At 63.6% G+C, this 14,466-nt stretch carries 10 protein-coding genes (1 of these 10 only partly in view); 8 read left to right on the top strand and 2 right to left on the bottom strand.

What is annotated here, in order from left to right; all coding sequences use genetic code 11:
- Positions 1-172: 172 nt before the first annotated feature.
- From ptsP to AC0L2X_RS25760, 7 genes are all read left to right on the top strand, one after another.
- The gene (gene ptsP / locus AC0L2X_RS25790; RefSeq protein ID WP_473555297.1) at positions 173-2,443 is read left to right on the top strand and encodes a phosphoenolpyruvate--protein phosphotransferase; all 2,271 of its coding nucleotides are present in this window, start codon (positions 173-175) and stop codon (positions 2,441-2,443) included.
- Positions 2,444-2,451: 8 nt separating this feature from the next.
- On the top strand, positions 2,452-3,531 hold the full coding sequence (prfA, locus tag AC0L2X_RS25785; protein ID WP_352566928.1) for a peptide chain release factor 1: 1,080 nt from the start codon (positions 2,452-2,454) through the stop codon (positions 3,529-3,531).
- Complete coding sequence (gene prmC / locus AC0L2X_RS25780) at positions 3,524-4,402, top strand: peptide chain release factor N(5)-glutamine methyltransferase (RefSeq protein WP_473600571.1); 879 nt, start codon at positions 3,524-3,526, stop codon at positions 4,400-4,402. Before prfA ends, prmC begins: the two co-directional genes overlap by 8 nt.
- A gap of 331 nt (positions 4,403-4,733) precedes the next feature.
- Positions 4,734-5,723, top strand: coding sequence for a DUF4167 domain-containing protein (locus tag AC0L2X_RS25775; RefSeq protein ID WP_473600570.1), 990 nt, complete (start codon positions 4,734-4,736; stop codon positions 5,721-5,723).
- Between the two features lie 237 nt (positions 5,724-5,960).
- Positions 5,961-8,567, top strand: a complete 2,607-nt coding sequence (clpB, locus tag AC0L2X_RS25770; protein WP_473600569.1) for an ATP-dependent chaperone ClpB — start codon at positions 5,961-5,963, stop codon at positions 8,565-8,567.
- 130 nt (positions 8,568-8,697) lie between these two features.
- Positions 8,698-9,063, top strand: a complete 366-nt coding sequence (locus AC0L2X_RS25765) for an MmcQ/YjbR family DNA-binding protein (RefSeq protein WP_473600568.1) — start codon at positions 8,698-8,700, stop codon at positions 9,061-9,063.
- A 236-nt stretch (positions 9,064-9,299) separates the two neighbouring features.
- Positions 9,300-10,781: a L,D-transpeptidase family protein gene (locus AC0L2X_RS25760; RefSeq protein WP_473600596.1), complete on the top strand. Its 1,482-nt coding sequence runs from the start codon at positions 9,300-9,302 to the stop codon at positions 10,779-10,781.
- A 166-nt stretch (positions 10,782-10,947) separates the two neighbouring features.
- Here AC0L2X_RS25760 and AC0L2X_RS25755 read toward each other — a convergent pair whose 3' ends face one another.
- Positions 10,948-11,580: a TMEM175 family protein gene (locus AC0L2X_RS25755; RefSeq protein WP_473600567.1), complete on the bottom strand. Its 633-nt coding sequence runs from the start codon at positions 11,578-11,580 to the stop codon at positions 10,948-10,950.
- Positions 11,581-11,754: 174 nt separating this feature from the next.
- Between AC0L2X_RS25755 and AC0L2X_RS25750 the strand changes: the two genes are divergently transcribed.
- Positions 11,755-13,314, top strand: coding sequence for an MFS transporter (locus tag AC0L2X_RS25750; protein ID WP_473600566.1), 1,560 nt, complete (start codon positions 11,755-11,757; stop codon positions 13,312-13,314).
- A gap of 17 nt (positions 13,315-13,331) precedes the next feature.
- Here the strand turns inward: AC0L2X_RS25750 and AC0L2X_RS25745 are convergent, their stop codons facing one another.
- A protein-coding gene (locus AC0L2X_RS25745) for a M23 family metallopeptidase (protein ID WP_352491795.1) crosses the window boundary here: on the bottom strand, positions 13,332-14,466 show its 3' portion. It continues 824 nt past the right edge of the window; only the last 1,135 of its 1,959 coding nucleotides appear in the window; the start codon falls outside the window, past its right edge; the stop codon is at positions 13,332-13,334.

Genomic DNA, 14,466 nt, shown 5'->3' with positions numbered 1-14,466 from the left:
TCGGCCCGAAAATCGGAATCGATTTTCGGAAGGCAGGATGCAGCGGATCGAAAGTCTTGGAGCGGCCTTCATGCGTCCAATTGGACGATGGCGCTCTAATTGAGTTGTTGCGTTTGTGCCGCTGTGCAGGGCAACCTGCACCGGTTGAAACGCTATTGGAGAAGAAGCCGCGATGCGTGATTCGGCCAGCGGCCCGCGCGTTTTGCTGAAACGGCTCCGCGAGCTCATGCAAGAGCCGCTGGAGCCGCAGGAGCGGCTTGACCGAATCGTGCGCGACATCGCCTCCAACATGGTTGCCGAGGTCTGCTCGCTTTATGTTCTGCGCGCCGATTCGGTGCTCGAACTCTACGCCACCGAAGGCCTGAACCCGAACGCCGTCCACCTGGCGCAGCTCAGGCTGGGCCAAGGCCTGGTCGGCACGATCGCGGCCTCGGCGCGGCCGCTCAACCTCTCCAACGCGCAGGAGCATCCGGCCTTCGCCTACCTGCCGGAGACAGGGGAAGAGATATACAATTCCTTCCTCGGCGTGCCGGTGCTGCGGGCAGGGCGGACACTCGGCGTCCTGGTTGTGCAGAACAAGACCATGCGCCATTATCGCGACGACGAGGTCGAGGCGCTGGAAACGACGGCGATGGTGATCGCCGAGATGATCGCCACCGGCGATCTGGAGCGGCTGACAAGGCCCGGCCTCGAGCTCGATCTGCGCCGCCCGGTAAGCTTTACCGGCCTGTCCTTCAACGAAGGCGTCGGGCTCGGCCATGTGGTGCTGCACGAGCCGCGCATCGTCGTCACCAATCTGTTCAACGAGGACAGCGAGGAAGAGGTCAGGCGGCTCGACGCCTCCCTCGGCTCGCTCAGGCTCTCCATCGACGACATGCTGGAGCGCCGCGACGTCGCCTTCGAGGGCGAGCATCGCCAGGTGCTCGAAGCCTATCGCATGTTCGCCAACGACCGCGGCTGGGTGCGCCGGCTCGAGGAGGCGATCCGCAACGGCCTGACGGCCGAAGCGGCGGTCGAAAAGGTGCAGAGCGACATGCGTGCCCGCATGCTGCACATGACCGATCCATACCTGCGCGAACGGATGAGCGATTTCGACGATCTCGCCAATCGGTTGTTGCGGCAGCTGATGGGGCGCGGTCCGGAGGACGTCGCGGCCTCGCTGCCCAAGGACGCCATCATCGTCGCCCGCTCGATGGGGGCTGCCGAGCTGCTCGATTATCCCAGGGACAAGCTGCGCGGGCTGGTGCTGGAGGACGGCGCCGCGACCAGTCATGTCGTCATCGTGGCGCGGGCCATGGGCATACCCGTCGCCGGCCAGATGAAGGGCGCCGTTTCCATGGCGGAAAACGGCGATGCCATCATCGTCGACGGCGAGGAAGGCGCGATCCATCTGCGCCCGCAGCCCGACCTCGAGGCGGCCTATGCTGAGAAAGTGCGCTTCAGGGCGCGGCGGCAGGAGGTCTACCGCGAACTGCGCAAGAAGCCGTCGGTGACCAAGGACGGTGTCCAGGTCGATCTTCTGATGAATGCCGGGCTGGCGGTCGATCTGCCGCAACTGGCCGAAGCGGGCGCGGCCGGCATCGGCCTGTTCCGCACCGAGCTGCAGTTCATGGTCGCCTCGACCTTTCCGCGCGCCGAAGCGCAGGAGCGGCTCTATCGTGACGTGCTCGAAGCGGCGCGCGGCAAGCCGGTAACGTTCCGCACCATCGATATCGGCGGCGACAAGGTGCTGCCCTATTTCAAGGGCTCGATCCAGGAAGAGAACCCGGCGCTCGGCTGGCGCGCCATCCGCCTGACGCTCGACCGGCCCGGATTGCTGCGCACCCAGATCCGCGCGCTGCTCAAGGCGTGCGGCGGGCGCGAACTGAAGCTGATGCTGCCAATGGTGACCGAACTCGGCGAGATCGCGCAGGCGCGCGAGATCATCGATCGCGAGGTGCGGCATCTGTCGCGCTTTGCCCATCATTTGCCGACCAGCCTCAAGCTCGGGGCGATGCTGGAGGTGCCGTCGCTGCTGTTCCAGCTTGACGAGCTGATGAAGGCGGTCGATTTCGTCTCGGTCGGCTCGAACGACCTGTTCCAGTTCGTCATGGCGGTGGATCGCGGCAACACCCAATTGTCCGACCGCTTCGACCCGCTCTCGACGCCGTTCCTGCGCGTCCTGAAGCAGATTGCCGACGCCGGGGCGCGCAACCATACGCCGGTGACCCTGTGCGGCGAACTTGCCGGCAAGCCGATTTCGGCGATGGCGCTGATCGGCCTTGGCTACCGCTCGATCTCGATGTCGCCGGCATCGATCGGCCCGGTCAAGGCGATGCTGACGGAACTGCCGCTCAGCGAGCTGGAAGCGTTCTTCGACGACAATCTGATGGCGCCGGCGCATGGCCTGCCGATGCGGGCGCTGCTGCACGCCTTTGCCGACGACCGCTCTATACCGCTATAGACTTCGCCATGATCAACCTGCCCCGCGACCGTATGGATCAAGTCGTCAAGCGTTTCGACATGCTCGAAGCGCAGATGTCGGCCGGGCCGGCGCCGGACGCCTATGTCAGGATGGCCTCCGAATATGCCGACATCCAGGAGATGGTGGCAAAGATCAGGGCATTGCGCGCCGCGGAGCGCGAACAGGCCGATCTGGAGGCGATGCTCGCCGACAAGGGCACCGACGTCGAGATGCGCGCCTTGGCCGAGGCCGACCTGCCGGAGGTCAAGGATCGCATCGAGGCGCTGCAGAAGGACATCCAAATCCTCCTGTTGCCAAGGGATGCCGCCGACGACAAGAACGCCATCCTCGAAATCCGCGCCGGCACCGGCGGTGACGAGGCGGCGCTTTTCGCCGGCGACCTGTTTCGCATGTACGAGCGCTATGCCGCGGCGCATGGCTGGCGTTTCGAGACGGTGTCGGCCAGCGAGGGTGAGGTCGGCGGCTACAAGGAAATCATCGCCACCGTTTCGGGCAAGGGCGTCTTTGCCCATCTGAAGTTTGAATCCGGCGTGCACCGGGTGCAGCGCGTGCCGACGACCGAGGCGGGCGGACGCATTCATACCTCGGCGGCGACGGTCGCTGTGCTGCCGGAAGCCGAAGAGGTCGACATCGACATCAGGGCCGAAGACATCCGCATCGACACGATGCGCGCCTCGGGTTCAGGCGGCCAGCACGTCAACACCACCGATTCGGCCGTGCGCATCACCCATCTGCCGACCGGCATCATGGTGGTGCAGGCGGAAAAGTCGCAGCACCAGAACCGGGCGAAGGCCATGCAGATCCTGCGCGCCAGGCTCTATGATCTTGAGCGCAGCAAGGCGGACGAGGAACGTTCCGAATCGCGCAAGTCGCAGGTCGGCTCGGGCGACCGCTCGGAACGCATCCGCACCTATAATTTTCCGCAGGGTCGCGTCACCGATCATCGCATCAACCTGACGCTCTACAAGCTTGACCGAGTGATGATGGGCGAGCTCGACGAGATCATCGACGCGCTGATCGCCGATCACCAGTCGAAGCTGCTCGCCGATATCGGCATTGATGGCTGACAGCCTGCCCGCCACGCTGGCGCCGCTGCTGCGGGAGGCGCGAAACCGGCTCACCGCAGCCGGGATCGCGGATCCGGCGCTCGATGCCAGGCTGATCGTCGAGCATTTTTCCGGCACCAGTCGCACGCAGGCCATCGCCGATCCTGGGCACGCGGTCGATGCGGACGTGACGGCGGCAATCGAAGCCGCCTTGCGGCGGCGCATCGCCGGCGAGCCGGTACACCGCATCATCGGCTACCGCGAATTCTACGGCTTGCGCCTGTCGCTTTCGCCGCAAACGCTGGAGCCGCGGCCGGATACTGAAACGCTGGTCGAGGCTATACTGCCCTTCGTCAAGGCGATGGCGGCACGCGAAGGCGGTTGCCGCATCCTCGATCTCGGGACCGGCACCGGTGCCATTGCGCTGGCGCTGCTCAGCGCCGTTCCGGCCGCGACCGCCACCGGCGTCGACATTTCGCAGGAGGCGCTGGCCACAGCCATGCGTAATGCCGGGGAATTGGGGCTCGCCGGCCGGTTCACGGCGCTCGAATCCGACTGGTTTGAAAAAGTTTCTGGCCGGTACCATGTAATTGTCGCAAACCCTCCCTATATACCCTCAGACGACATTGGAAATCTGCAGGACGAGGTCCGCGGTTTCGATCCACGCCAGGCCCTCGATGGCGGCGTGGACGGTCTGAGCCCCTACAGGAAGATCGCCGCAGGAGCGGCAGCGTATTTGGAACTCCAAGGCAGGATTGCGGTCGAGATCGGCCATACGCAGCACCAACAGGTTACGGAGATATTCTCCGCGGCCGGGTACCGTTCGGTCGGGGCGTTTCGTGATCTCGGCGGAAACGACAGAGTTCTTGTGTTCGAACGGTGGAAGCCGTGATGCAGTGCGAAAAAAGCGCTTGGCAATACCGGGGAATGCGGCTAGGGTCGCCTTAACCGGATGAGACGAAGCAGGCAGTGCTCTTAGCGATTCGGTTTTCCTTGGAAATAGCTGCCTTCTTGCGCAAACGACGCCCAAGCTTCGTGCGGGAATCGTCCGGCAAGTGAAGTAACCGGAACAGGATGGCACGTGGCGCCAACGCAATTGATGCGGGCGAACGCCGGTGAAGGAACGAAACGGCTGGCCGCATGAGCGCCTCCGTTCGTGAAGAGTTTTTCGAAAATTTCAAAGTGAAGAGAGTCTAATGAGGCCACAACAGCAAAACAGGCGCATGCGCGGTCGCAACAACAATGGCGGCGGCGGCAACAACAATAACAACAACAACCGTAAGGGGCCGAATCCCCTGACGCGCAACTACGAGAGCAACGGCCCGGACGTGAAGATCCGCGGATCGGCTCAGCAGATTGCCGAGAAGTACGCAACCCTTGCCCGTGACGCGCAAAGCTCCGGCGACCGGGTGATGGCGGAAAACTATCTTCAGCATGCAGAGCACTATAACCGCATCATCGCAGCCGCTCAGGCGCAGATGCCGATCCAGAACGCCCAGCAGAATCGCGACGATTTCGACGATGATGGCGACGAGGATCGCGACGAGTTCGACAATGCCGGCAACAACAATGCCAACGAGACGTCGGGCTCGACCGTCAATCACGGGGCCGGCCCGCAGCCGGTCATCGATGGCACACCGGCCGAGCTGGCGCTGAACCAGGAGAACAGCCGCGACAATCGCGGCGGTCGCGATAACCGTGACGGCCGCGACAACAATGGCGGACGCCATCGCGACCGTCGCCCCAATGGCGGTTACGGCCAGAACGGCCAGCGCGGCGAGTATGGCTCGCGCGGCGAGCAGGGTGGCCAGCGCGTCGAACAGCCACGGCGCGACGAGACGCCGGCGCAGGCGGAGCCCGTGCCGGCCGCTGAGCCGGTCTTTGTGGGTGAGCCTGCACCGCAATTCGACAATTTTTCGCCGGCGGGTCTCGCCGCCCAGGCCGAGCTCAACGAAGCCGCTGCCGAAAACAGCCCGGCCCGCCGCCCCAGGCGTCCGCGTCGCCCGCGCCTCGATGTCGAACAGGCAAATGGCGGCAACGACAACGCCGGCCCTGAGAGTGCCGAGACAAGCAATGCCAAGACGGGCAATGCCGAGACTGGCAATGCCGAGACTGGCAATACCGAGACTGGCAATACCGACGCTGGCAATGTCGATGCAGCGCCGGCTGAAGGCCCCGGCGGTCAAGCTGCGATCGCAGACGTCGAGAATTGATCGAAAAAACGTTCAGCCGACCTTAGCGCATCCTTTACCCTGGACGGCGGAGAGAAATCTCCGCCGTTTTGTTTTGTGCGCTCGCGATATTATGCGTCCGCCAGTGTCGAGGCGTCTTGAGGGTCCGTGGTTTGCGTCCCATATCTTGCGTGAACAGGATCCGGCTCGAACGGGCGGGTCCGTCACCGCAATCTGATCCGGTGCCGCGAAGCGGGCCGGTGACGGAAGGAGACAGGCATGAATCTTGAAAAATATTCCGAGCGTGTGCGCGGCTTTATCCAGTCCGCGCAAACCATGGCGCTTTCCCGAAATCACCAGCAATTCACCCCCGAACATATCCTCAAGGTCCTTGTCGATGACGACGAAGGCCTGGCTGCGTCGCTGATCGAGCGCGCCGGCGGCAATGTCCGTGACGTCAAGCTCGGCGTCGAAACGGCACTGGAGGCAATGCCCAAGGTCGAGGGCGGCAATGGCCAGCTTTATCTGGCGCAGCCGCTGGCAAAGGTGTTTTCGACCGCCGAGGAACTGGCCAAGAAGGCCGGTGACAGCTTCGTCACCGTCGAACGGCTATTGCAGGCGCTGGCGATGGAAAAATCGGCCAAGACCGCCGACATCCTGTCCAAGGCGGGTGTCACGCCGCAGGCGCTGAACCAGGTCATCAACGACGTACGCAAAGGTCGCACCGCCGATTCGGCGAGCGCCGAGCAGGGCTACGACGCGCTGAAGAAATACGCGCGCGACCTGACGGCGGACGCTCGCGCGGGCAAGCTCGATCCGGTCATCGGCCGTGATGACGAAATCCGCCGCACCATCCAGGTGCTGTCGCGTCGCACCAAGAACAACCCGGTGCTGATCGGCGAACCCGGTGTCGGCAAGACGGCGATCGCCGAAGGGCTGGCGCTGCGCATCGTCAATGGCGATGTGCCGGAATCGCTCAAGGACAAGCAACTGATGGCGCTCGACATGGGCTCGCTGATCGCCGGCGCCAAATACCGCGGCGAGTTCGAGGAGCGGCTGAAGGCGGTGCTTTCCGAAGTCACGTCTGCCGCCGGCGGCATCATCCTGTTCATCGACGAGATGCATACGCTGGTGGGCGCCGGCAAGGCGGATGGCGCCATGGATGCGTCGAACCTGCTGAAGCCGGCGCTGGCCCGCGGCGAACTGCACTGCGTCGGCGCCACCACGCTCGACGAATACCGCAAGCATGTCGAGAAGGATGCGGCCCTTGCCCGCCGCTTCCAGCCGGTCTTCGTCAACGAGCCGACGGTCGAAGACACCGTCTCGATCCTGCGCGGCCTGAAAGAGAAATACGAGCAGCACCACAAGGTGCGCATCTCGGATTCGGCACTGGTCGCGGCCGCAACCCTGTCCAACCGCTACATCGCTGACCGCTTCCTGCCGGACAAGGCGATCGACCTGGTCGACGAGGCCGCGTCGCGGCTCCGCATGCAGGTCGATTCGAAGCCCGAGGCGCTGGACGAGATCGACCGCCGCATCATGCAGCTCAAGATCGAGCGCGAGGCGCTGAAGGTCGAGAAGGACGATGCCTCGAAGGACCGGCTCGCCCGCCTCGAGAAGGAACTCTCGAACCTGGAGGAGGAATCGACCGAGCTGACCTCGAAATGGCAGGCCGAGAAGCAGAAGCTCGGGCTTGCCGCCGACCTCAAGAAGCAGCTCGACGAAGCGCGCAACGAACTTGCCATTGCCCAGCGCAAGGGTGAATTCCAGCGCGCCGGCGAACTTGCCTATGGCAAAATCCCGGAACTCGAAAAGCAGCTGAAGCAGGCCGAAGCCAGGGATGGCAAGGCCGGCATGGTCGAGGAAGTGGTCGGCCCCGACCATGTCGCCCATATCGTCTCGCGCTGGACGGGGATCCCGGTCGACAAGATGCTGGAAGGCGAGCGCGACAAGCTGTTGCGCATGGAAGACGAGGTCGGCAAGCGCGTCGTCGGCCAAGGTGAGGCGGTACAGGCGGTGTCCAAAGCGGTTCGCCGCGCGCGCGCCGGCCTACAGGACCCGAACCGGCCGCTCGGCTCGTTCATGTTCCTCGGGCCAACGGGCGTCGGCAAGACCGAATTGACCAAGGCGCTGGCCAGCTTCCTGTTCGACGACGAGAGCGCCATGGTGCGTATCGACATGTCGGAGTTCATGGAGAAGCACTCGGTCGCCCGGCTGATCGGGGCGCCTCCCGGCTATGTCGGCTATGAGGAAGGCGGCGCGCTGACCGAAGCGGTACGGCGCCGGCCCTATCAGGTCGTGCTGTTCGATGAGATCGAGAAGGCGCATCCGGACGTCTTCAACGTGCTGCTGCAGGTGCTCGACGACGGCCGGCTGACCGACGGGCAGGGCCGCACCGTCGACTTCCGCAATACGCTGATCATCATGACGTCCAATCTCGGCGCCGAATATCTCGTCAATCTTAGCGAGGACCAGGATGTCGACGTCGTGCGCGACGAGGTGATGAACGTCGTCAGGGCTTCGTTCCGGCCGGAATTCCTCAATCGCATCGACGAGGTGATCCTGTTCCACCGGCTGCGCCGCCAGGATATGGGCCAGATCGTCCAAATCCAGCTCAAGCGGCTGGAAAACCTGCTTGTCGACCGCAAGATATCGCTTTCGCTCGATCAGGAGGCGATCGACTGGCTGGCAGCCAAGGGTTACGACCCGGCCTATGGCGCGCGGCCGCTGAAGCGGGTGATGCAGAAGGAATTGCAGGATCCGCTGGCGGAAAAGATCCTGCTCGGCGAGATCCTCGACGGCTCGACCGTCAAGGTCACGGCCGGCTCCGACCGCTTGAACTTCCGCTCGAAGCCGGCAGTCGTGGCAACCGAGGCGGCCGCCTGACTTCAAGCCAAGAGCCTGTTCCATCCCGATCGAATCGGGATGGAACTCCTATCTTCAATTTTGACCATGATCTTTTCCGAAAAATCGGCCGACCTTCGGTTCAAGGTCTAACACCACTGGCGGGGCGCAGATGACGTTGGACGACTACAACAGTTTCTGCGCCTCGCTGCCTTCGACGACCCACGTCGTGCAGTGGGGCGGCGCGCATGTCTGGAAAGTCGGCAGCAAGGTGTTTGCGATCGGCGGCTGGAGTGAAGGCAAGGAGCCGTTCGTCACCTTCAAATGCTCCGATATCGCCTATGATGTGCTGAGGGAACAGCCGGGCCTTCGGCCGGCGCCGTATCTCGCCTCGCGCGGCATGAAATGGATCCAGCGCCGGACAAGCGAAAGCATGGATGATGAGGCGCTGAAGGATTATCTGCGCGAAAGCCACCGTCTTGTCGCGCTGAAGCTGACGAAGCAGGCACGCAAGGAATTGGGGCTCACTGTCGGTTGATCGGCCAGAAATCCGCCATCTTCATGCCCGGTTCATATTGGAACCTTATGGTTGACAACTGATTTGCCGTCGAAGGGGTTCGCCTGCCGCATCGGCCCGAAGATCGAATTCGATGTTCGGAAAGCACGATGCGGAGATTCAGGTGTTGGAGCGACCTTTGCGCGTCCGAAAGGACGCGCGGCTCTGAGGGGACAACGCCGACGGCGGCATTTACGGACCGGAGAATCTTGGCCACCATGTTGCGCACCATCTTCACCCTTTCAGCGCTTGCTGCCGGGCTGCTGGCGTCTAATGCGATGGCCTCACCGCTGGCGGACACAGTACCGGGGGTTGTTCGCGCTGCCGATACGGGGGGCGTCCTGATCGCCCAGAACGGCAATCTCGATATCTACTACGACGCCAGGGGAAACCGCGTCATCGTCGATGCGGAGACCGGCAAGGTTATCGCCATCCAGCCGCCGCAGACCAGGCTCGACCGCCGTGCTTTGCGCCGTGAGCGCTTGCGCAATCTCGGGCCGGTCGAGGACGACCGCTATTATCTCGACGACCCGCAGGACATGGCGCGCTACCGCCGCAGGCAATTGGAAGACGAGGGCAGGATCATCGTGCCGCCGGCCGACGACTACGATCTTAATGGCGACAATTCGGTGGAAGCGTTCCCCGAAGCGCCACGGGATGACGGCTACGGCAACGATTATCCGGAGGCGGCGCAGCCGGTGAAGCCGCGCACCATCGAGCGCCAGCAGCTCAACGAGGCCTCGATCGAGCCGGTCGAGCCGACAGTGCCGAACGAGCAGGCGGCCTTGCCGCCAGACACAGCCCCGCCGCCAAGCACTGGCGGCAAGACGGCGGTCGACCCGTCGCTTGCGCTCGGCGCCCGCGAGGACGTGGCGGCGCTGCAGGTGCTGCTCGACCGTGCCGGTGCGTCGCCCGGCGTCATCGACGGACGCTTCGGCTCGAATGTCGACAAGGCTCTCGCCGCCTATAATGAGATCACCGGCAGCAATCTGAAATCGACCGACGCGATCGGCATCCAGGCCGCCCTGGCGCAATCCGGCGGCGATGCCTTCGCCTCCTATACGATCACGCCCGAGGATGCGGCCGGTCCCTATGTCGCCTCGATACCGGAGGACTACAGCCAAAAGGCCCAGCTCGATCGCATGGGCTACACGTCGGTACCCGAAGCGCTGGCCGAACGCTTCCATATGGATGAAACCTATCTGAAGAAGCTCAATCCGGACGCGAATTTCAATCGTCCAGGCACCATCATCAAGGTCGCCAATTTCGGCAGGCTGGTGGCGACGCCGGTGGCGCGCATCATCGCCGACAAGTCCAACAAGCAAGTCCGCGCCTATGATGCGGCGGGCAAGCTGGTCGCAACCTATCCGGCGACTATCGGCTCGTCGGACACACCGTCGCCGTCCGGTACGCATACGGTGTCGCGTGTCGCGCTGGATCCCAATTACACCTATAACCCGAACATCAATTTCAAGCAGGGCGAAAACGACAGGATCCTGACCATCCCGCCGGGGCCGAACGGCCCGGTAGGCTCGGTCTGGATCGCGCTGGACAAGCCGACCTACGGCATTCACGGCACGCCGGATCCGTCGAAGATAGGCAAGACCGAAAGCCATGGCTGCGTGCGGCTGACCAATTGGGATGCGCGCGAACTCGCCAAGATCGTGACGCCCGGCGTGACGGTGGAGTTCGTCGAGTAGGGTATGTTGATATTCAGGTGATGCCGGCCTGCAAACGGCGGCTTCCTGTGCTTCCGGTGCTCACGTACCCAAAAGTACGCTCCGCTCCGGTTCTCGGAAGCCACCATTTTCGGCTCGGCCTGACCTGAATCTCAACACACCCTAAAGCGGACAGGCGTCGCTCCATTCACCCGATGACCTTGCGCAGCAGTGGCGCGCGCAGTGCCGCGGCATAGATCAGCTGCACCACCAGGATGAAGCCGACGCTGAGCAACGGGCTGATCAGACAGAGTGCAGCGCCGACGGCCCACAGGATCTGTGCCTTGACGATGCGCAGATAGACCGTTCGGGTGGTCTCCGCGTCGACACCTTCGGCTAGAAATCCGTTCTTGTCCGCATAGCGCCAACTGGCGAGCAGCGTCAGGCCGAGCATCAAAAGATTGAGCCAGTAGACGATCACCGCAGTCCTGAATTCGAGGAAGTCGGCGAGAAGGTCGGTCGAGAACGGCAGCAAGGCGATGAAGCCGAGGAAGCAGAGGTTCAGCGTGGCAAGCCGCCGGTCGGATTTTGCAATCAGCCCGTGTTGCGCCTGCTGGCCGAACCAGAAGATGGTCAGCGTCAGGAAGCTGAGCGCATAGGTCAGGAAGCGCGGTGCCAGTGCTGTGATCGCGGCGATCAACTCGCTTTCGGAATGCACCGTTTCATGCGCCGGCACCCTGATCTCGAGAACGATCAGGGTGAGCGCGATGGCGAACACGCCGTCGGTGATGCCGACGACGCGCCCGCGCCCTTCCGCCGAGGGTTCGAGCGGTCGTTTCATGCGGTATTTCCCCCTTGTCCGTAGCGCTGCGAGAAGCTTAGCACGGCATCTGTCGTTTGCACCCGGAGCGCCGTGATCCTGCCTGTGTGGCCAGGTGGGGCGTGGTTTCAAGGAGAACACCGTGCTGGCCGGTTGTCGCCGGCGCGCCGGCGATCTAGGTAAGGCGGCATGCACATGCCAACCAAAGTCGGTACCGGTGCCGTTCCCCTGACCGGCTCGCTTCCCGCTGATACGTTCTGTCCGCAGGCGCAGCGGCGGTTCGTGCTGATCGCCGCGATCCTGGCTTCCGCGCTCGGCTTCATCGACGGGTCGGTCCTGGCCATTGCGACGCCGGCGATCCGCGTCGATCTCGGCGCCAGCCTTGCCGAGGCGCAATGGATTTCCAATGCCTATGCATTGACGCTTTCAGCCCTCATTCTCGTCGGCGGCGCCGCTGGCGATCGCTTCGGCCTGCGCCACTCTTTCGTCGCCGGCATCGTGCTGTTCATTGCCGCCTCGCTTGCCTGCGCGCTGGCGCCTAACCCGGCGATGCTTATTGCATTTCGGGCTATCCAGGGTGTCGGAGCGGCCATCATGGTGCCGGGCAGCCTGGCCATTATCGCCAAAGCCTATCCGAAAAAGGAGCGCGGCCGGGCGATCGGCATCTGGGCCGCCGCATCGGCACTGACGACGGCGCTCGGCCCGGTGCTGGGCGGTTTCGTGCTGTCGGCGTTCGGCGATGGCATCTGGCGGGCGATCTTCGCCATCAATCTGCCGCTCGGTCTTGTCTCGATCTATCTTCTGCTGGCCAAGGTCCCTGCCGACGCGCCGGCGGAAAAGCGCAGCCTCGATCTCGGCGGCGCTGGACTCGCCATATTGGCGTTCGGAGCTCTTGCTTACGGCCTGACCTCGATGAGCGGCGACGGGGAGGGGCTGATGTCCGGCCCGAGCATTGCCGCCGGTGCGGTTTTGCTCGTCGTATTCATCGTCTTCGAGCGCCGGCGGCGCGAGCCGATGATCGATCTGTCGCTGTTTCGGATCGGCGCGTTCGCGGGCGCCAATGTGGCGACCTTCTTCCTTTATTTCGCGCTGTCGGCCAATCTGTTCTATCTGCCGATGCTCATGATCGCCGGATGGGGGCTGAGTGCCGCCGAGGTCGGCTTCATATTCCTGCCGCTGTCGGCACTGATCGCACTGTTGTCCGGACCGGTCGGCCAGTGGTCCGACCGCATCGGGCCTCGCTTTCCGATCGCCAGCGGCAGTCTGGTTGTGGCTCTTGCCTTTGCCGGACTTGCCTTGCTGGCCTATTGGGGCATCCACAATTTCTGGCTGGGAGTATTCCCGCTGATGGCGTTGATGGGGCTCGGCATGGCGCTGGTGGTATCGCCGCTGTCGACCGCCATCATGACGGCGGTCGAGGACAAGGATACGGGTGCGGCCTCGGGCATCAACAACGCCGTCTCGCGCATCGGCGGCCTGATTGCCGTGGCGGCGATGGGATCGCTGGCGGCCTGGGTTTATGCTGGCGTGCTCGGCACCGGTGCCGGCTCCGGCATTCCGGGTTTCGGCGAACCGCCGCCAGCCGGCCTGGCGCCCGGCCTCGATGCGGCACGACTTGCCGCCAGCGACGCGGCATTCGCCGCCGTTGCCGCGGTGACCGCGCTGCTTTGCCTGCTTTCGGCAATCACTGCGTGGACGACGGTTTCGGGCGAGCGCCTGCCATGGGCGCGCGACACGGCGAATCAGCAGGGCTGACGACGAAAAACGTCGGCTCAGCCTTCGATCTTGGCGCTCGCGACCTTCAACTGATTGCTGTCTTCCTGCTTGAGCAGGTCGTCGATGCGTTCGCGCTCGCGCTTGAAGGCGACGAGGTCGTCGCCCTTCAGCGTCTTGCCGACCGGCAGGCGGACGCGCATCGAATCGACCTTGGTGCCGTTGACGATCAGTTCGTAATGAAGATGCGGACCGGTGGAGAGGCCGGTTGAGCCGAGATAGCCGATAACCTGACCCTGGCGAACGCGAACACCCGGCTCGATGCCTTTGGCAAAGGCGCTCTGGTGATTGTAGGACGTCTCGTAGCCATTGGCGTGACGCAAGATGATCTGTTTGCCATAGCCACCGGCCCAGCCGGCCTTTTCGACGACGCCATTGCCTGCGGCGATGATCGGCGATCCCACGGGAGCTGCCCAGTCGGTGCCGGTATGCATTTTCACATACCCCAAAATGGGGTGGCGCCTGGCACCGAACCCGGACGTAAATCGGCCATTGGGCAAGGGATTGCGCAGCAGAAACTGCTCGGCGCTGCTGCCATTTTCGTCGAAGTAGTCGGTGCTGCCGTCCTGCATCTGGAAACGGTAGAAATTTCTTGTCGTGCCGCCGAAAGTCGCGGAGACGTAAAGCAGCTCGGATTCGTCGGACGCCTGGTCGTCGCCATCGGGCTGCGAGAACAGCACCTCGATGCGGTCCGTGGGATTGAGGCGCGACTGAAAGTCGACACTGGATGCCAGCAACTTGATCAGCCGTTGCGTCATCGCCTTGGACATGCCGTAGGAATAGGCGGTGCGGTAGATGCCGTCATAGATGTTCGGCAGATTGCCGCGCACTATGGGCGCAGGCGAATCGTCGAACGCCGTCAGCAATTCGGGATTTGGCTCCGGCTCCTGCGCCGGCACGTACTGGTCGTGGTCGTCGAGCGCGATGGTGACGATGTGCTGGGTCCGGTCGTACACGCTGGTGCGAACGATCTTGGCGACATCGCCATGGACCTCGAGCCCAACGCGCAGCACGGTTCCTGCCTTGAGGGCCGTGGCATTCAGCAATTTGGCGATCGCCTCGGCCATTCCGGTGGCATCCTCGCCGGTATAGCCCGAATCAGCGAAGGCCTCGGCAATGTCGAGATCCTTGGTG

Source organism: Mesorhizobium sp. WSM4828 (assembly GCF_055811175.1).
Note: the sequence above shows the minus strand (reverse complement) of the source record. Positions and strands in the feature narration are given on the sequence as shown.